This is a genomic window from Acinetobacter sp. EKM10A (assembly GCF_011075215.1).
Taxonomy (GTDB): Bacteria; Pseudomonadota; Gammaproteobacteria; order Pseudomonadales; family Moraxellaceae; genus Acinetobacter; species Acinetobacter baumannii.
Genome location: NZ_JAALLK010000003.1, coordinates 234,176 through 253,468, shown reverse-complemented (window position 1 = coordinate 253,468; position 19,293 = coordinate 234,176). Strand labels below are relative to the sequence as shown.

The following is a 19,293-nucleotide window of genomic DNA, read 5'->3' as shown; positions in this document are numbered from 1 at the left end:
CATTTGCATGATTGCTTATAAAAAGCACGATTTCCTCTTGTTTAGCTAAAAAATAAACTAAAAACGGTATTTATACGCCTGAATATTGTCAAAAATTTCAGTTGTGATATCACAATAACTGCTTGCACCAGGTAATAAAGCGAGTAAACGTTCAGAAGTTTTGCTTGGATTAAACGCTTCTTCCTTCAGTTTATTCTTCTGATATTTAAATGTACCTGTTGTTTCGACCTTTTTTTGTACACGTAAAAATACAGGTACTGCATAGGTGGGTAAACATTTCTTAAATACGGTCACCATTTCGGTTAAATCAGCATCATTTAGCTCTTCACCATCTGCGAGAGTGATCGCTGCCATACCGGCACGGCCATTGGTATTTGGAATTTCTACCCCATAAACGACAGCTTCGGCAATTTTGTCGTATTCGCATACCATGTTTTCAACTTCAGTCGTTGATACGTTTTCACCTTTCCATCGGAAAGTATCGCCTAGACGGTCAACAAACTGTGCATGACGGAAGCCGATGTCACGGACCAAATCACCTGTGTTGAAATAAGAATCGCCTTTCTTGAAGACATCTTTCCAGATCACAGACTTGTTCTTTTCAGGGTCGGTGTAACCATCAAATGGCGAGCGGCTGGTAATTTTCCCTATGAGTAGGCCAACTTCACCTGCTTTTACTTTCTGGCACCAGCCATTTTTATCGCGTATTGGCTCGTTTTTCTCTTTATCGAACTGGATAATGGCATATGGAGTAGGAGAGAAGCCAACCGTATTGTCAAAGTTGAAAATATTACTAAATCCAACATTGCCTTCACTCGATGCATAAAGCTCAAGTACTTCTTTAACACCAAAGCGTTGTTTGAACTTGTCCCAGATATTTGGGCGCATACCATTACCAATCATTTTGGTTACACGATGGTTGCGGTCAAGCTCGGTGACAGGAGCATCCATCAAGTAGCGGCAAAGTTCACCAACATAACCAATGGCAGACGCATTAAATTTTTGAACATCTTTCCAGAATGCGCTAGTCGAATATTTACGTCGAATCGCAAGTGTTGCACTGCCTGCGATAACGCCACACCAGCAAACCACCACGCCTGTTGCATGGTAAAGCGGTAAGGTCACGTACATGACGTCATCTGGTCCTAAGTTTAAGATATGTCCATAGGTGCCATACGCTAATGTCCAGCGACTGTGTTTGAAAATAACCGCCTTTGGTAAACCTGTTGTACCTGATGTGTAGATATAGAACAGACCATCGTTACCAGTGACAGAGCGGGTAGTAGACGGATTGAATTTTGGAAATTGATCAATTTGGTCCGCAAGATTGACATAGCCTTCAGGCGCTGTACCCGAGTTTTGACGTGTTGCCTGATCTGCGAACCAGTGAAAGCGGTCTTTAGGTACATTTAAGTCTTGGCGAATTTCATCAATAGCAGCTCGGACTTCTTCACCAGCAATAACGGCAATAGGTTTTACAAGATTGATGCTATGAGCGAGAACCTTACCGACTTGAGATGTATTTACAAGTGCAATTGTCACACCAATTTTGGCTAAACCAACAATTGTTGCAATCAGCTCAGAGCGATTTTCAATCATTACAGCAATGACGTCCCCTTTACGCGCTCCGAGAGAAAGATAGTAATGGGAAATCTGGTTTGCCCATTCATTTAAAGCTTCATAAGAATAACTTTGATCTTCAAATAATAATGCCGTGCCTTTCGGATTTCTTTTAACAGCTTTTTCAAAAGCAATACCCAAACCTGTTGGAGTATTTGATGTTCTTAAATAAGCCTGTTTAAGACCATTTAGGATATGGGGTACTTTGGGAATGAAGCTAGGAAGTCTTGTGGCAACATCACCAAGCGTAATGATATCGGTCTGTGTTGTCTGGCTCATATCAATCCTATTTATTTTTCGATCAATCCAAAAAAGGTTGTGTGGGCAAAAAGTCCAATAGTTTTCATGGTTCACCATGCTTTTAAAACTTTTCTTCTAGTGCAATCAACCTAATTGGCTAAAAATAACAAAAAAAACCTAGTCATCGAAATGACTAGGTTTGTTTAAATTAGCTGCAATTGAGCAAATGGCTTACTCAGCTACAGGATTAGCTTTTTTTGGCGGACGGCCACGAGGGCGACGAGGGCGACTCGGTTTGTCCTTATCTGCCTTAACGTCTTCTGATTCGGCATCAGTCGTTGCTTCAGTCGGAGCTACTGTTTCTTCAGCCGCTGCTTTCGCTTTGCTTGCTGCTTTTGATGGCGCAGGTTCCTTTGCCGCAGGAGCTTCAGCTACTGTTTCTTCTGTAGCTTTTTCCTCTGCAGGAGCAGCTTCAGGTTGTACGACTTCAGTTGACTGATTAAGTTCAAGCGGTTGCTGTGCTGGTTCAACTGTTGCTTGTGTTTCAGCAGTTGGAGCAGCAACGGTTTCTTCTGCTATAGGAGCAGGAGTAGCAACTCCTTCTTGAGCAGAATGTTGTTGTTTTACTTGCTCAAATGCTTGTTCCGCAGCAAGTTTTGCTAAACGACGGCGCTCACGCGGGTCATTTGCAACACGTGGAGCTGGTGCTTGCGGCGGAGTAAGCGGAAGTACTGGTGCAGGTTCTGCTTCTTCAGCCGGTTTGTGGCTTGGAAGTTCTGCATCACGAGTTACCGGCTTTTTCTCTTCTGTTTCAGCAGAAACTTCAACCACTAACGTACTTGCGTACTGTTCTGCAAATTTCTGCAAAGCACGATTAAACGTTGGGACTAGACCAAATTGTTCAATCAATACGGTGCAATCTTCACCATACACATGACGGATTAAACTACCGATTGTGTGTTGTGCCAAAGTTGGAATTTGCGATGGCGCAATAGATGGCGCAGCTGCCTTAGCGTGTTTAGCCTCACGTTGCTGACGACGACGCATACGAGGGTCATTGCTAGCACGTTTGATTTGTGGCTGAGCAGCTTCTTGGCTTGGCTGAGCTTCTTCTTTGGTTTCAACTACAGCAGCTTTCTCGGCTACAACAGGAGCTGGAGTTGGCTCTTGAGCAACTTCAGTAGAAGTCGTTTCAACTCGCTCAACGTGACGACGCTCAGGTGTAAGTGCAACAATCTCACTTTGACCTTGATCAACATTGATGATTAAAGCAGTGTTCATGACATCATGCTTAGGTGCATCAATCACATCAACCTTAATTTGTTTTTCATCAACAACAACCGGTGTATTTTGATTTTCATTTAATACACTTGGATCGCGGTGGCGATTTGGACGGTTTGGACGTTGTTGATTATTACGGTCACGACGTGGCACAGCATTTTCAGTGTGTTGTACATCATTATTTTGATGTTGCTGATCTTGCTGCTGTTGACGTTTTTGCTGACGTTTTAACTCACGTTGTTCTTGGCGTGACAATTGAACCACTTCTTCATGAACTTGATGTTGCTGTTCATGTGATTGGTGATGTTGTTCACGTTGTTCTTTATGTTTACGCTTTTTGTTGTTCTGACGTTGTTGCTGAGATTTATCATCTTTTTCAACATGTTCGCGAACGTCTTGTTTCACAGGTGACTGTGAAATATAAGCGTTATTTGATTGAACTGGCGCAACTTCTGCAACAGCAGGTACGGCTAATTGACCGAACTGTCCGCGGCTTACTGCGCCTGTATTCACCATTTGCTCAATCGCAGCAGCAGCATTTTGTGCTGAACGAGATTGGTCAACTGTTTGCGCTTGTTTTTGAACAAACAGGTTTTCTAACCATGCACAAGGGCTTGCTGCTTTTTGAGCAGAAGGTTGTGCTACAGGTTGAGTTGCATGATTTGCTTTTTTCTGAGCCGCAGCATGAGTTGAAGCTGTAGCAGTTACATGAGCATGGCCATGATCTGCTTCTTCTAAATGCCATTCAGAAGACTCATAACCTAACTCTTTCTCGCTAGAACGGGTTGCTTCTGTACGTTCATAGCTAGATGGAGCAAAGCCATCTGGGTTATATGCAATTTCGTAATGTGGAGTTTCTAAGTGCGGGTGTGGCAATACAGTCACACGTACACCAGAAGTTTGCTCTAAATACACCAGACTATGGCGTTTTTCATTAAGCAAGAAGGCTGCGATTTCAACTGGAACTTCAACCTGAACTTCACCATGACGTTCACGAAGTGCAATCTCTTCAACTTTACGCATAATTGAAAGAGAAAGCGAACGTAAGTCACGAACCATGCCTGTACCATGACAGCGAGGGCATACATAACCTGTTGCTTCTTCAAGCGATGGGCGTAAGCGTTGACGGCTCATTTCCATTAAGCCAAAACGAGACAATTGACCGAACTGGATACGGGCACGATCGCTTTGTGTTGCTTCACGAAGTTTTGCTTCAACCATACGTTGATTGCGTTCTTTAGTCATATCGATAAAGTCGATAACTACTAAACCGCCAATGTCACGTAAACGAAGCTGGCGAGCAATTTCTTCTGCTGCTTCAAGGTTGGTGTTCAGTGCAGTTTCTTCAACATCATGACCGCGAGTTGATTTCGCAGAGTTAATATCGATTGAAACTAAAGCTTCGGTCTGGTCAATCACAATTGAACCGCCCGAAGGAAGTTTTACTTCACGTTCATAAGCAGTTTGAATTTGGCTTTCAATACCAAAATGAGCAAACAATGGCTCGTTTAAAGTATAAGTTTTTAATTTGTCTAATTGACGAGGCATCACTGCTTTAACAAAGTTATATGCTTCGTTATAAGCTTGTTCGCTATCAATTAAGATTTCAGCAACGTCATCACGTAAGTAATCACGAATTGCACGTGTTACTACCCCCGCTTCTTGATGAACAAGCATCGGAGAAGGGCCTGAGCTCGCTGTACCTTGAATTTGTGCCCACAGGTCAAGCAAGTGTTGTAAATCGAGCTGTAATTCTTCTTGAGTACGCCCAATACCAGCAGTACGAACAATAACGCTCATACCACGAGGTACATTTAAAGAAGCTAAAATTTCTTTTAATTCTTCACGTACTGAACCTGAAATTTGACGGCTAATGCCACCACCTTTCGGGTTATTTGGCATAAGAACTAAATAACGGCCTGCAAGGGAAATAAACGTAGAAAGAGCTGCACCTTTATTACCACGTTCTTCTTTTTCAACCTGAACTAAAAGCTCTGTGCCTTCAGTAATAAGTTCACGAATGTTTGAAGTTTGACGTGGGTCTGCCTGAAAATAGCTGTTCGCAATTTCACGCATAGACAAGAAGCCTTGACGACCTGCGCCATATTCAACAAAAACAGCTTCTAAAGATGGTTCTACGCGGGTGACATGGCCTTTATAGATATTGGATTTTTTCTGTTCTCGGGTACGATTCTCTAAATCAAAATCGTAAAGACGATTACCAGTGATAAGTGCAACGCGAACTTCTTCGGCATGAGTTGCATTAATCAACATACGTTTCATGGGTGTGACACCTAATAGTGACTCACACAAACAAACCAAACAAACTTAAAGGTTCTGAACGAACATCGAACATGACGGATCATTTCCCAGATCTCAAAATACTTGTGGTCTGAGTCATCTGTTACCGGCTACATTTAGCCTTAGCTTCGATTCTCGTCTGTGATGTAGGCAATACTGCTTCAACCTTTAAATCGGAATTCCTTTTTGCTTCACTGGCGGGTGAGCGGTGCATTGGTTAATGACTTTCACTGTCATTGGGCGCGAAGTGACTTCTTTATTGGAAGTTTGATACGGAATGCTCATCGTATCGGTGCTTTCGGCAGTTCCAATGCATCAACGCTTTAGCCTGAAGGCAACATTAAGGAGCGATTTGTCTGATGTGTATCAGTTTACGTTCCATAACCAACTAGAGTTGGTAACATATTTTTTTGAACAAACTGAATTAAACGCAACAGTTTGTCATTTTGCCGATATAATAAGCCTTCGGCGTCGGCATAATTCTTTAGGACCTGTCCGAGCTGGTGATGAAAGCATCATTTTGATTGAGGTTTCAATCAGGGAAATTTCCCTTTAGATGTTCACTTACGGTGGTATCCGTGCGCTGACTATATCAAACCTTGCAGCATCTGCCTATGGGCTAAGCTTAGATTTCTTGTGAAAAAACTAAGCTAATCGGTCATTTATTAATCAAATTTCGTAAAATTTCAGGTTTAAATATTAGTATGAATTCTACACAGCAATGGCAAAGTGTCACTTGGTTTGAGGTGGATGAGCATCAAGCAGGACAACGAATCGATAATTTCCTGTTTTCACGTTTAAAGGGTGTGCCAAAGAGTCGAATTTATCGTTTGATTCGTGAAGGTCAGGTTCGCGTGAATAAAAAACGTATTAAAGCCGAGACCAAACTTGCAATTGGGGACCAGATTCGTGTTGCGCCTATTCGCTATGAACAAAAAGATGAAACTGCTGTTCCTGTAAGCGACAGTGTGGCTCAAGGTTTATTAAGCCGTGTGGTCTATGAAGATGAAGGACTATTAGTTGTAAATAAACCATCAGGTATTGCTGTACATGGCGGTAGTGGCGTGGCTTATGGTTTGATTGAGGCACTACGTGCGGCAACAGGTAAAAAATATTTAGAACTGATTCACCGTATTGACCGCGATACTTCTGGCCTAGTTATGATTAGTAAGAAGCGTAGCACTTTAAAACTGCTACAAGATATGTTGCGTGAACACAAAATTCGTAAGACCTATGCAGCGATTGTAAAAGGTCAGGTGAGTCTTGATAAACAGCTCATTGATGCGCCTTTATTTCGTTATGAGTTAGCCAATGGCGAACGTCGTGTACGTGTATCTAAAGAAGGTAAGCCAAGTAAAACCGAATGGGTGGTTGCAGAGCGCTTTAAAAATGCCACTTTAGTTCATGCATCTCCTTTATCAGGCCGTACCCATCAAATTCGTGTACATGGTTTAAGTATTGGACATCCGTTGGTGGGCGATGATAAATATGGGCATAACACTGCATATACGGGACCTGAAGCACGCCGTTTGTGTTTACATGCCATGCGTTTGGATATTCCGGGTTATCCAACGATTGAAGCTCCGTTGCCAGAAGACATGACCCAGTTATTAGAGGCTTTGAGAGTAGCAAAATGAGTCTGAAAACCGAATTAGTGATTTTTGACTGGGATGGTACTTTATATAATTCTGTTGGTCAGATTGTTGCAAGTTTACAGCATGCGGCAGAAGAGCATAAGTTAACTCTGACTGATGAAGCCGCAAAGAGTATTATCGGTTTAGGTTTGCCGGAAGTGATGCAGACCTTATTTCCAGAAGTACCTGATTTGCATGATTCGATTTTAAAAGCATATGGCGATCACTATATTGCCAACTCGACAAATGATGCATGGTTTGAAGGTATTTCTGAACTACTTCATGACTTAAAAGCTCAAGGTTTAAAACTTGCAGTTGCGACGGGTAAAAACCGTCGTGGATTAGACCGTGTGATTGCAAAAACACAGAGTACTCATCTGTTTGATGTTACTCGAGCAGCTAATGAAACCCGTTCAAAACCAGACCCGCTCATGTTACAAGAAATCTTGACTGTAACTGGAGTAAGTGTCGAACAGGCAGTTATGATTGGTGATAGTAGTTATGACCTTGAAATGGCTCAGCGTTTAGGTATGCCTCGTATTGGGGTGGGCTATGGAGTGCACTCGGTAGAAGTTCTACAACAGTTCCAGCCTTTAACCATTGCTAAAGATGTATCTGAGCTGCACAACTTTTTAAGAGAGTATGCAAAGTTATCTACTGTAGACGTAGCGTAATTTAAAATGATGTAAGAAGGAGGAATTTATTCCTCCTTATTTTTAAAACTAAAGAACAATAAGAAGAGAAAAAATGAGCCGCTCTATTCGTCTATTAAATCTTTTACAGCAACTCCGTGAATCTCGTTATCCCGTTACTGCTCAAGTCTTGGCTGAACGCTTGGGAATTAGTATTCGCAGCATTTACCGTGATATTGATAGTTTACGTGCTCAAGGTGTGAGAATAGATGCATCGGCAGGTTTGGGGTTTCAGCTCAAAGAAGACATTTTATTACCACCGGCTACTTTTAATGAGAATGAAGCCGAGGCTCTATTTTTAGCTTTAGAGTGGTTGAAAGACGTTCCAGATCAGGCAATGAAATCGGCAGCTGTTTCAATCTATTCTAAACTTTATGCGGTTTTACCAGAGCACCGGAAATATTTGATCGATGACATGACGCTAGGCGTTACACATTACTGGCATCCGGTTGATGAAGCTTTAGTAGAACAAGTACGTTTAGCGATCCGTAAACAAGTAAAGATCAAAGTCGATTATTGCGATGAACACAAGCGTATAAGTCAACGTTCTCTTTGGCCTTTTGCTTTAGGGTATTTACATGACAAAGTTGTACTTGCTGCTTGGTGTGAATTACGGCAGGCATTTCGCCATTTTCGGATAGATCGTATTCATGACTTGCAAATGAGTGAGGAAATATATCCTGAATTTAAAAAACATCTGTTTCAAAGATGGTGGAAACAAGAAATGCAAAGGACTACTGACAAAAACTGACAAAAGGTATTTGTAGACTAGGAATCACGATAAACAAGGAGCAATAAGAATGAGTCTTAAACTTTATACTAACAATGAATCGCGTGGTGTCGTTATAGACTGGCTTTTGGTTGAGCTTGGCGTGGAATGTGAACGTATTGAAGTAGCATACCGAACCGAGATGAAATCACCCGAATATTTAAAGCTTAATCCGTTTGGGAAAGTGCCTGTATTGGTAGATGGCGATGTCGTTATTTATGAATTAGGTGCAATTTGTGCATATCTGGCAGACAAATTTAGTGACAAAGGTTTGGCACCTGCTTTAGATGATCCGAAACGTGGTTTGTACTATCGTTGGCTTTTTATGATGGCAGGTCCTTGGGAAGCTGCTGGTGTCGATAAAGCTTTAGGAGTAGAGATTGCACCTGAGCAAAAAATGTTTGTAGGTTATGGTGATTATAACGATGCTTATCAAGCTTTAGTTCAAGGATTGAGTGAAGCAAATCCGTATGTATGTGGTGAACAATTTACCGCCGCAGATGTAAGTGTTGGAGCCATGCTATTATGGCAATTAAAAATGAAAACGATTGAATCGCACCCAGCCATTACACGTTATGTTGAAACGATCAAACAGCGCGAAGGCTTAAAACAAAGCAGTATGGGCCAACTGTTGTAAGTATAGTTATTCTTAAAAGCCCCCTAAATGGGGCTTTTTTGTTTTTAAATAAAGGTCTTAGTTGGTAAGAAAGCCAGCAGCAACGTTAATACAAATCGCTAAAATGGTCGTGTTGAAGCCAAAAGATAATACAGCATGAAATAAGTTTAAAAGACGCATATGTTTGTTGGTAATTGAAACATCGGCGGTTTGTGCTGAGGTGCCAATAATATAGCTAAAATATAAGAAGTCAGGATAGGTCGGATGTTCGGTACCCGGGAAGTCTAACCCACCGTTCTCTTCATTTCTGGATAGAGCCATATAAAAGTCATGGGCATAATGCAAAGCGAAAACAGTATGCATGAAAAGCCATGCTGAAATAATGGTGAGTAAAGCTAACGCTACATGTCCTAACTTTTCATAATGCCCAGAAGGGAGCTGGGAAAGTTGTACCAAAATCGCAACTAGACTCATTGTGATGGCCAATAAAACAATGAGCATAATGACCCATTTACTTTCGTCCTGTTTTTTGGCTTGCTGTTGCATTTGTGAATGGTCGGCACTTCTCATCAGTTTCCAGACATGGAGTAAATATAAACTGATTGAGCCATTCCAGCTTGCTAATAAAATGGTAGACCATTTCCATGAAGTGAGCCATGCTAATAAACTTGCAACAACCACTCCAAAAATTAAAGCAATAAAGAAGTGAGGGCGGTTTTGTACACTACGTCCTAAATGCTGAAATAGTCCAACCATCTTGTTAACTCTCCTTGCTGTTATCTTAAATATATTTTTTACTGTTTGGTTAATTTAAAATTAGGTTTTATATAACCTTTATACTTTAGATCGTCATTTTTGTTTTTATTAAGTGTGACAATCTAAAATATAATAAAAATTATCTCAAATTAATTAATCGATAAAAGATATTAAATAAATTTTAATTTCATTTATTTATACATACATTTAAATTTTCTAACTCATTTATTCTTTAATAATAAGCGTAAATATACCTAAGGTGTTTAATCTAGATTTTTATCAAGATGAAATACTTTGTTGAGTTGATCAATAAATCTTTTTACACCGACTGACTCTGTATTTTTACGATAACTAACAAATAAATCTAAAGAAGGTAATTCGACATCTAGAGGGCGAACTACAGTGTTAGAAACCCCTAAAGGCGCGACATAGGCAGGTAAAATAGTACAACCTAAGCCTGAACCAATAGAGTTTATATTAAGTAAAATGCTATCGGCCTTTTGTACAATATTGAGGTCAATACCATGAGTTTTAGTAAACTCTAAAATTGTATTGTGTAGTGTATTAGATTGTTCAGCTGCCGGAATAATAAAATCAATACCATGCAAAGCTTTGACCGGAATACGGTCATATTTCGCAAGTGGATGGTTTCTTGGTAATAAAAAAATTAAAGGTTCTGTTAAGACAAATTGGCTTTGGATTTCATCATTTTCAGTATTATCACGGGTAAACGTAATGTCGAGTTCACCTCTTTTTAAGGCTTTGAGTTGCTCAGCGTTATTTAAACTTGATAATTCAATGGTGAGGTCAGGGTGTTGTAAGCGCAGATTTGGAAGTACGTATGGAAAAATTTTCATTTCTGCGATGGGGACGAAACCGATACGTAATAATTGTTGTTTAGCCTTTGAGACTTGGCGGGCCATCGCTACTGCTTTATCAGCTTGAGCAAGCGTTAAACGGGCATGCTCTAAAAATACTTCACCTTCTTCTGTTAACTCAACTTTACGTTTTGTTCGGTTTAAAAGTCGTACCCCGACATCTTCTTCTAAATCTTTAATTTGTTGGCTAAGGGAGGGTTGAGCAGTATAGAGTTTGAGAGCGGCCTTACTAAAATTTAATTCTTCAGCAACTGTAATGAAATATCGAAGATGGCGTAATTCCATAAGACTAATCCAAAAAATGTCTTACTATGATTTAAGCAAAGTATAAAGCATAAAACTATATAGCGTGAAGGTGCTTTAGGTATTTATAAAATAAATGAAAATTTATAAATCATTATGAAATTAATATGAAATTTTATTTAATTATTAATTTGTAAAATATATTAATTCATATTCATAACCAAAGTGATTTTAAATTTAGAAAAGAAATTTAAATTACTTTTCAGAAATTCACTTAAAGTTTTCTCATATTATGAAAAAAAGTATTGTTAATTTAAGAATTGAGAATCTTAATTTCTAACAAAAAATGTGTAAGGAGTATTTTGTTAATAAATGTTTCGGTTCATCTTGCTATATTTTTTTAGTATTTTCAATGCATGTGCTGCTTGGTTTAATAGTTTATATATGAAGCAAAATTGATAAAATTGAGCAGTTTTAAAAATAAGAGATTAACCACAAAGAAACTAGCTCACCTCTGTTGTAAGTCTTTGCTTATTATATTCTATTGTTATGTTATACAGTAGCTTTTAATAAGAATAGTAATTAACGAATCACAAACTCAACACATCTAAACATTTTTTGTGGCACTTTAGATTGATCTATGTCGGCTGTGACAAAAATAAAAGGGATATTTATATGATAAATAAGTGTAAGTGTCATAGCTTAATTTATTTAAATCGCTAAGATAGAAAATTGAATGATTCATCCTCCTGATGCTACAACCATAGAATAAGCCCATGAAAGACAAGCCGACATTAACTTATCAATTGCCGACTCAGTCCTGTTGGACGCATACATGGATAAAACCTCCTTTTTGTCATCCTGAACTGGGCCATGAAAATGATACCCGTTTTTATAATCAGCAGCCTAGATCGCCTGCACGAGGATCGAAAGAGTTATTGCGTTGGTTAGTCACTCGTGAGTCTTATACTTGGAATGTTGATATTCAGAATGAATATGATGTACGTGTTAATACACCAATTGCTTTACCACAAAACCGTCCTCATGCGGATTTAGATGATTGGCAAGTTTGGTTTGTAGGGCATGCTACGGTACTCATTCAAATTGGACCTTATAACTTTATTACCGATCCGGTATGGTGTGACTACGCAAGTCCTTTACATGGTCGTGGTCCACGTCGTGTATGCCCAGCGGGTTTTGCTTTAGAGCAGTTACCTACCATTCACGGGGTATTGTTGAGCCATAACCATTATGACCACATGGATTTAGCAACGCTTGAGTGGCTTCATAAGAAGTTTGCTATGCCGATTTATACAGGGCTTGGCAACGGATTTTACTTACCTAAAGAATTCCATGTAATTGAAATGGATTGGTGGCAGGAAATTCCTTATCACGAATTAAGAATTGTTTATACACCTGCTCAGCATGGCTCGGGGCGGGGTTTACGTGACCAAAATAAGGCACTTTGGGGCGGTTTTTCGGTTTTGGCGAAAACAGGACATTGTTTTTTTGCGGGTGATACCGGTTATGCGGGCCACTTCAAACAAATTCATACGCGCTATGGCGCGCCGCGTGTGGCCTTACTTCCAATCGGAGCTTATGAACCTCGTAAATTAATGAGCTATGTTCATATGAATCCGCAAGATGCAGTTCATGCACATCTAGATTTACAAGCACATCGGTCGGTGGCAATTCACTATCGAACTTTTCAGTTAACGGATGAGGGGCGTGAAGATCCTGAACATGCGTTAGCTCAAGCCATTAAAGCTTCATCAAAGCTTGCTAATCCTTTTTATTGCATTCGAGAAGGGCATAAATTGACTGTCTAAAATTCATTGTTTCGTATTAAAAAAGCCAGTTCAATTTGAACTGGCTTTTTATTATTTTGGCTTAAATTAAGCTAAGTCAAAACGGTCAAGATTCATGACTTTAGTCCATGCAGCAACAAAGTCTTGAACAAATTTTTCTTTACCATCTGCCTGAGCATAAACTTCGGCTAATGCACGTAAGATAGAATTCGAACCAAAGACTAAATCATTACGTGTTGCGGTAAATTTCACTGTGCCTGATTTACGGTCTTTTCCTTCAAATACTTCACTTGTTGAATCAACAGGTGCCCATACATTCGACATGTCGAGTAAGTTTGTGAAGAAGTCTGTGCTGAGTACCCCAACTTGCTGAGTGAAGACACCATGTTGAGAACCATCCCAGTTAGTGCCTAGTACACGTAAACCACCAATCAATGCAGTTAACTCTGGTGTAGTCAAAGTCAGTTGTTGTGCTTTATCAATTAATAAGACTTCAGCTGGTGTGTTGACTCCCTGTTTTTTCCAATTTCTGAAACCGTCAGCAAGACCGAGCAGTAATTGGAATGATTCAACATCGGTTTGACTTTGTAATGCGTCAACACGACCAGGGGCAAACGGAACGGTAATATTGAAACCTGCTGCTTGAGCAGCTTGCTCTACACCAACGTTACCAGCTAACACGATTAAATCCGCCAATGACAATTGGGTTGATGCCTTGAGCTCTTCAATTTGAGTTAAAGTCTCAACAGCTTTTTTGTTTACTTCCCACTCACGTTGTGGTGATAAAGCAATACGTGCACCGTTTGCACCACCACGTTTATCTCCACCACGGAATGTTGATGCAGATGCCCATGCAAGGGAAACCAACTCACCAGCAGGTAATCCTAGAGCAACGATTTTTGCTTTTGCATCAGCAATGCTTGCAGAAGATGGTGTAGCGCTAGCAGCAGGTAATGGATCTTGCCAAATTAAATCTTCAGCAGGAACTTCTGGACCTAAATAACGTGCTTTTGGTCCCATATCACGGTGAGTTAATTTAAACCAAGCACGAGCAAAAGCATTGGCAAAGGCTTGTGGATCGTTGAGGAAACGACGAGAGATCTTTTCGAACTCAGGGTCAAAACGTAGGGTCAAATCTGTAGTAAGCATCGTTGGCTTACGTTTAATTGATGGGTCGAAAGGATCTGGAATAATGGCTTCAGCATCTGCTGCTACCCATTGAATTGCGCCAGCAGGTGAACGTTCTTGTACCCATTCGTATTTGAAAAGGTTTTCAAAGAAGTAATTGCTCCATTGTGTTGGCGTTTGTGACCAAATAACTTCTAAACCTGAAGTGATCGCATCTTTACCGACACCTGTGCCATAGCTGTTTGCCCAACCAAAGCCCATTTGTTCAATTGGTGCACCTTCCGGGTCTGCTTGTACATGGTCAGCAGAGGCAGCACCGTGAGTTTTACCTAAAGTATGACCGCCAGCAATCAAGGCAACAATTTCTTCATCATCCATTGCCATGTTGCCGAAAGTGGCACGAATAAACGGTGCTGCTGATCGTGGGTCACCACTCGCTTGTGGTCCTTCAGGGTTCACATAAATTAGGCCCATTTCGGTTGCAGCAAGATTACTGCCCGCCAATGCTTCAGAGTTACGATGAGCTAACCATTCTTTTTCATCGCCCCAGTTTACATCGTTGTCTGGTTCCCAAACATCTTCACGACCGGCACCAAAACCAAAGGTACGGAAACCAGAAGACTCAAGTGCGATGTTCCCGGCAAGAATAAATAAATCGGCCCAAGATATTTTTTGACCGTATTTTTGTTTAACTGGCCATAGTAAACGGCGTGCTTTATCTAAACTTGCATTGTCAGGCCAACTATTTAATGGAGCAAAACGTTGTTGACCACGACCGGCACCACCACGGCCATCGCCCATACGATATGTCCCGGCAGCATGCCACGCTAAACGGATAAATAAGCCCGTATAATTTCCCCAGTCGGCTGGCCACCAGTCTTGGGAATCGGTTAATACATTTTTGATATCGGCTTTAAGTGCGTAGTAGTCGAGTTTTTTAAATTCTTGACGGTAATTAAAATCTTTACCGAGTGGATTAGAGCGTTCTGAATGTTGATTGAGTAAGTCAACACGTAATTGATTTGGCCACCAGTGTAAATTAGCCGTGCCACCACCGACTGTTACTTGCGGTTTTGAGTTATGACCTGAAAAAGGACATTTTGATTCGTTTGACATGATTATATTCTCTCTGGGTAATATTTATTGAGCTCTTAATAAAACTGAAGGCTCATTTTCCTGGACTTCTGGGTTAAAAAAATGATGCGTATCGAATAAAGAAATGAGAGAACAAATGGTGAGAGAAACCGTTTTAAAAATTTTTCACTGTTATGTCAGCTCATCAGTTTTATTCAACAATACATGAGTTTCCTTTGTTTATTATTCCTTCAATTTACTGCATGAAGGCTAAAAAACAAGAGGGAAAATGGTTCAAATTTTGCAAATAATGACGCATGGCATGAGCTCCTTAATCATTGAAACATCGCAATATCTTTCAATTTCGTTCTTTAAATATACTAGAATCTGATCGTTTATTTTTCAAATGGATTAAATTGTCCATATTAATTGGTAAAACCGATTTTTGGAAAAATAAAGATTAGGGGTGCGCTAAGTGGCAGCTTAAAAATAAAGAGAAAATTTAAAAATAGATGAATTGAAAAAGGAGAGCTTTTGACTCTCCTTTTTAAGTATTTATACGCTTACAAGGCGGTTAGATTTAACCATATCGGCTAGACCATGAGTTTTAAAGTAGTACTCAAGCCAGCTTTTTACAATAAGCGGATTATTCATTTTCATGACATCATCAAGCAGCTTTTGGGCATCTGACATTGGGACATGGCAAATTGCTTTTCGGACACGCAAGATGTTACTTGAACTCATCGAAAGGGTGTTAAAGCCCATGGCCATAAGTAAGATTGCCGATAACGGATCACCCGCCATCTCACCACAAATACTTACTGGTTTTTGGTATTTATGACATTCCTTCACGAGTCGAGTTAAAGCCCGCAAAATAGACGGATGGAAGTGTGAATAGACGTTTGCGACATGCGGATTATTACGGTCCACAGCAAGTAAGTATTGAGTTAAGTCATTTGAACCAACCGAGAAGAAATCGACAAGTTCGGCGAACTCATCAATTTGTAGCAGTACACTCGGTACCTCAACCATAATCCCGATTTTTGGTTTGGTAATTTTAACTTGTTCTTCTTCTTGTACTGCAATCCAGTCACGCTCAAGTAAATAAAGTACTTCTTCGACTTCACTTACTGTCGTTACCATTGGCAATAGGATATGCAAATTATTTAAACCAATACTGGCTTTAAGCATTGCCCGGATTTGTGCTGAGAAAATCTCCGGATGGTCGAGCGTGAAACGAATACCGCGCCACCCTAATGCCGAGTTCTCTTCTTCAATACTGAAGTAAGGTAAGTCTTTATCGGCACCAATATCGAGGGTACGCATGACTACCGGCTTATTGGCAAAGTGACTCAATTGTTGGCGATAGATGGCACGTTGTTCTTCTTCACCCGGGAAACGTTCCCGTAACATGAATGGAATTTCACTACGGTACAAACCCACACCTTGAGCGCCACGTTGTACACCGCGGACTACATCAATCATAAGGCCCGTGTTCACAAACAGTTGAACAGAGACACCGTCTGGTGTAATCGCTTCTTTGGTCTCATATTGTTTGAGATCTTTTGCGATTTGCTCGTCTTCTTTTTGAATTTCTTTATAACGTTGACGTAAACGACGTGGAGGGTTTACAAAAACACGGCCCTGATAGGCATCCACAATCATTTCTGCATCATCAAGCGTATTTACAGGCAGTTCGGTTACGCCGACCACCGTTGGAATCCCTAATGCACGGGCAACAATCACCATATGCGAATTGGCTGCGCCTTCTGACGTCACAATCGCTGCGATATTATCTACTGGTAATTCTACTAGCGCAGCGGTACTAATTTCTTCACCAATTAAAATACTGTCTGGGCTAAGTTCACGGTGGCTCGAATCTTCTTCTTGTAAGTACGCTAGAATACGTCGCCCTAAGTCTTTAAGGTCAGAAACGCGTTCACGAAGATAATCGTCCTCCATTTGTGCAAATAGGGCAGTGTGTTTTTCAATTACACGGCGCACCGCACCTTGTGCCCAATGCCCATCACGGATCAGTTCTTTAATTTCTGCAGGTAAGGCATTTTCATCTAGCATTCTTAAGAATACGCTAAACAAAGCCCGTTCTTCTGCCATGAGCGAGTCATGCATTTTTTCATCTAAAGAACGAATCTCTGAACGTACCGATGAAATAGCTTGATCTAAAATGCGGAGTTCATCGCTGATATCTTCTGCTTCACGGTCAGGTACTGAACCTAAGTCGGCAGGCGGATATAAAATAATAGCGCGACCTAAAGCCACCCCACCTGCACCGGAAACGCCTTGGAAGGTCTTATAGGCAGGCCCATTGCTTGGCTTACGAAATACGTCAATATTTCCAACCGCATGCGCATGTGCAATAACACCTGAGAGCTGTGCACATAAGGTGACTAAAAATGATTCGGCCGCTTCACTAAAATCTTGAGGAAGTCGATTTTGGACAACTAAAACACCCATAACCTTACGGCGATACATGACGGGTACGCCAAGGAATGAGTTATAAATTTCTTCGCCCGTTTCAGGTAAATACAAAAAGCGTTCGTGCTTTGGCGCATTGTCAAGGTTAACAATTTCTTCACGTTGCCCAACCAGACCCACCAAGCCTTCACCTAACTGCAATGAAACATGCCCAACAGATTCTGGATTTAAGCCTTTTGAGGCCATCAATACATAACGTTGATTGCGTTCATCGAGTAAATAAATAGAGCAAACATCCACTTTCATGGCCTCAGCAACCTGATTGACCATAATGTCTAACGATTCATGCAAACTCACGGACGCATTAATCTCTTGGACAATGCGTCTTAGAGTGTCGAGTTGCATGTTTGACATGGATGTATACTCCAGTATTTTTTAGACTATGAATGTATTTATAACAGCACTTTTAATAAAAATCATTTGCTAGATAAATGATTTTTAGGGTAATTGTTGCACTGGCAACTGTGTACACAACTCCACCATGGCTTTACGGTAAACATCACGTTTGAAGTTCACCACTTGACCAAGAGGATACCAATAGCTAACCCACTGCCATTCATCGAATTCAGGCGGGTCGGCAAGGTTTAACTGAATGTTTTTTGCAGGCGCAGTTAACTTCAGTAAAAACCATTTCTGTTTCTGTCCGATACATACGGGGTCAGAGTCTGACCGAATATACCGATGTGGCAAACGATAACGCAGCCATCCTTTGGTTTGCGCAATAATCTGGACATGCTCGGGCAATAAGCCGATTTCTTCTCTCAGTTCTCGAAAAAGTGCCTGTTCAGGGGTTTCTCCAAACTGGATGCCTCCTTGTGGAAATTGCCAAGCATTGTGACCAATGCGCTTTGCCCATAAAACCTGTCCATCATCGTTTGCCAAAATGATCCCGACATTGGGTCGGAAACCTTCTGAGTCGATCATTTGGCTACCTAAATATTGTCTATATCGTTGACTTCGATCACGGGGACAAACACTTTTTTATGTCCAGCTCGAAAAGATCAAAGTAAAATGTTTAAATTGTTACGATCTTAACGAATTTCTATCGACTAGCGGAGATAGATTTACATTTTTTTTCTTAAATTTCAGTTTAAACGAGAATTTTCATGAAACTGGCGTTGTTTGATTTAGACCATACCTTGTTAAATACCGATTCAGACCACTCGTGGGGTGAATTTTTAGTCAATGAAGGTTTGGTTGATCCGGTTCATCATCGTCAGATGAATGATAAATTTTATGAAGACTACAAAGCAGGGCAACTAGATCCATATGCTTATAATGAGTTTGTTTTCGGCTTTCTAACAAAGCATGACAATAACTACTTAACTGAGCTTCATCAGTTATTTATGGAAAAAGTGATCCGTCCTCAAATGCGACCAAAAGGTTTTGATGCAATCAAAAAACATCAAGATTTAGGCCATACCATTGTAGGTATTACAGCAACAAGTGATTTTATTACTGCGCCGATTTTCCGTGAATTTGGAATTACTGAAATCTTAGCAACTAACGCCGAGGTTGCTGATGGTAAATATACAGGTAAAGTGGCGGGTTTAGCGTGTTATCAAAAGGGCAAACTTGCACGTCTTGAAGCATGGCTGGACGGTCGTAGCGTTTCTGAGTCATGGGCTTATTCAGATTCAATTAATGACCGTTTTTTACTTGAATATGCAACGCATGCGATTGCAGTCAACCCTGATGATCGCCTTGAAAAGTTAGCTCAAGAGCACAACTGGGAAATTCAGGACTGGTCGATTTAA

At 40.5% G+C, this 19,293-nt stretch carries 13 protein-coding genes; 6 read left to right on the top strand and 7 right to left on the bottom strand.

What is annotated here, in order from left to right:
- Positions 1-57: 57 nt before the first annotated feature.
- Entirely contained in the window at positions 58-1,899 is a 1,842-nt protein-coding gene (locus tag G9371_RS05870; protein ID WP_000084316.1) for a long-chain-acyl-CoA synthetase, read from the bottom strand.
- Between the two features lie 192 nt (positions 1,900-2,091).
- Complete coding sequence (locus G9371_RS05865; protein ID WP_029423693.1) at positions 2,092-5,424, bottom strand: Rne/Rng family ribonuclease; 3,333 nt, start codon at positions 5,422-5,424, stop codon at positions 2,092-2,094.
- Between the two features lie 722 nt (positions 5,425-6,146).
- Here G9371_RS05865 and G9371_RS05855 point away from each other — a divergent pair.
- The 4 genes from G9371_RS05855 (at position 6,147) to G9371_RS05840 (ending at position 9,174) form a co-directional block, all read left to right on the top strand.
- Positions 6,147-7,079 carry an RluA family pseudouridine synthase gene (locus G9371_RS05855; RefSeq protein WP_001089412.1) on the top strand — a complete coding sequence of 311 codons (933 nt, stop codon included), beginning with the start codon at positions 6,147-6,149 and terminating at the stop codon, positions 7,077-7,079.
- A complete protein-coding gene (locus tag G9371_RS05850; RefSeq protein ID WP_000054127.1) occupies positions 7,076-7,750 on the top strand; it encodes an HAD-IA family hydrolase in 675 nt (224 codons plus the stop codon). The genes G9371_RS05855 and G9371_RS05850 overlap by 4 nt, the downstream gene beginning before the upstream one ends.
- Positions 7,751-7,823: 73 nt before the next feature.
- Entirely contained in the window at positions 7,824-8,519 is a 696-nt protein-coding gene (locus tag G9371_RS05845; RefSeq protein WP_029423692.1) for a helix-turn-helix transcriptional regulator, read from the top strand.
- Positions 8,520-8,568: 49 nt separating this feature from the next.
- Positions 8,569-9,174, top strand: coding sequence for a glutathione S-transferase family protein (locus tag G9371_RS05840; protein ID WP_029423691.1), 606 nt, complete (start codon positions 8,569-8,571; stop codon positions 9,172-9,174).
- A 57-nt stretch (positions 9,175-9,231) separates the two neighbouring features.
- Here G9371_RS05840 and G9371_RS05835 read toward each other — a convergent pair whose 3' ends face one another.
- Together G9371_RS05835 and hcaR are read right to left on the bottom strand one after the other, a co-directional pair.
- Complete coding sequence (locus G9371_RS05835; RefSeq protein WP_000232918.1) at positions 9,232-9,909, bottom strand: DUF1345 domain-containing protein; 678 nt, start codon at positions 9,907-9,909, stop codon at positions 9,232-9,234.
- 263 nt (positions 9,910-10,172) lie between these two features.
- The gene (hcaR, locus tag G9371_RS05830) at positions 10,173-11,072 is read right to left on the bottom strand and encodes a DNA-binding transcriptional regulator HcaR (protein ID WP_000423241.1); all 900 of its coding nucleotides are present in this window, start codon (positions 11,070-11,072) and stop codon (positions 10,173-10,175) included.
- A gap of 734 nt (positions 11,073-11,806) precedes the next feature.
- Here hcaR and G9371_RS05825 point away from each other — a divergent pair.
- The gene (locus G9371_RS05825) at positions 11,807-12,859 is read left to right on the top strand and encodes an MBL fold metallo-hydrolase (RefSeq protein WP_000653392.1); all 1,053 of its coding nucleotides are present in this window, start codon (positions 11,807-11,809) and stop codon (positions 12,857-12,859) included.
- A 66-nt stretch (positions 12,860-12,925) separates the two neighbouring features.
- Here the strand turns inward: G9371_RS05825 and katG are convergent, their stop codons facing one another.
- From katG to G9371_RS05810, 3 genes are all read right to left on the bottom strand, one after another.
- Complete coding sequence (katG, locus tag G9371_RS05820) at positions 12,926-15,082, bottom strand: catalase/peroxidase HPI (protein ID WP_029423690.1); 2,157 nt, start codon at positions 15,080-15,082, stop codon at positions 12,926-12,928.
- Between the two features lie 513 nt (positions 15,083-15,595).
- Positions 15,596-17,890 carry a phosphoenolpyruvate--protein phosphotransferase gene (gene ptsP / locus G9371_RS05815; RefSeq protein ID WP_000069129.1) on the bottom strand — a complete coding sequence of 765 codons (2,295 nt, stop codon included), beginning with the start codon at positions 17,888-17,890 and terminating at the stop codon, positions 15,596-15,598.
- A gap of 84 nt (positions 17,891-17,974) precedes the next feature.
- The gene (locus G9371_RS05810) at positions 17,975-18,460 is read right to left on the bottom strand and encodes an RNA pyrophosphohydrolase (RefSeq protein WP_000567254.1); all 486 of its coding nucleotides are present in this window, start codon (positions 18,458-18,460) and stop codon (positions 17,975-17,977) included.
- A 182-nt stretch (positions 18,461-18,642) separates the two neighbouring features.
- On the opposite strand from G9371_RS05810, the gene G9371_RS05805 reads away from it, so the two are divergent.
- Positions 18,643-19,293, top strand: a complete 651-nt coding sequence (locus tag G9371_RS05805; RefSeq protein WP_000761586.1) for an HAD family hydrolase — start codon at positions 18,643-18,645, stop codon at positions 19,291-19,293.

Excerpts from the sequence above, each read along its gene's own strand:
- G9371_RS05870 (WP_000084316.1), bottom strand. The coding sequence starts at position 1,899 with ATGAGCCAGACAACACAGACCGATATCATTACGCTTGGTGATGTTGCC.
- G9371_RS05865 (WP_029423693.1), bottom strand. The coding sequence starts at position 5,424 with ATGAAACGTATGTTGATTAATGCAACTCATGCCGAAGAAGTTCGCGTT.
- G9371_RS05855 (WP_001089412.1), top strand. The coding sequence starts at position 6,147 with ATGAATTCTACACAGCAATGGCAAAGTGTCACTTGGTTTGAGGTGGAT.
- G9371_RS05850 (WP_000054127.1), top strand. The coding sequence starts at position 7,076 with ATGAGTCTGAAAACCGAATTAGTGATTTTTGACTGGGATGGTACTTTA.
- G9371_RS05845 (WP_029423692.1), top strand. The coding sequence starts at position 7,824 with ATGAGCCGCTCTATTCGTCTATTAAATCTTTTACAGCAACTCCGTGAA.
- G9371_RS05840 (WP_029423691.1), top strand. The coding sequence starts at position 8,569 with ATGAGTCTTAAACTTTATACTAACAATGAATCGCGTGGTGTCGTTATA.
- G9371_RS05835 (WP_000232918.1), bottom strand. The coding sequence starts at position 9,909 with ATGGTTGGACTATTTCAGCATTTAGGACGTAGTGTACAAAACCGCCCT.
- hcaR (WP_000423241.1), bottom strand. The coding sequence starts at position 11,072 with ATGGAATTACGCCATCTTCGATATTTCATTACAGTTGCTGAAGAATTA.
- G9371_RS05825 (WP_000653392.1), top strand. The coding sequence starts at position 11,807 with ATGAAAGACAAGCCGACATTAACTTATCAATTGCCGACTCAGTCCTGT.
- katG (WP_029423690.1), bottom strand. The coding sequence starts at position 15,082 with ATGTCAAACGAATCAAAATGTCCTTTTTCAGGTCATAACTCAAAACCG.
- ptsP (WP_000069129.1), bottom strand. The coding sequence starts at position 17,890 with ATGTCAAACATGCAACTCGACACTCTAAGACGCATTGTCCAAGAGATT.
- G9371_RS05810 (WP_000567254.1), bottom strand. The coding sequence starts at position 18,460 with ATGATCGACTCAGAAGGTTTCCGACCCAATGTCGGGATCATTTTGGCA.
- G9371_RS05805 (WP_000761586.1), top strand. The coding sequence starts at position 18,643 with ATGAAACTGGCGTTGTTTGATTTAGACCATACCTTGTTAAATACCGAT.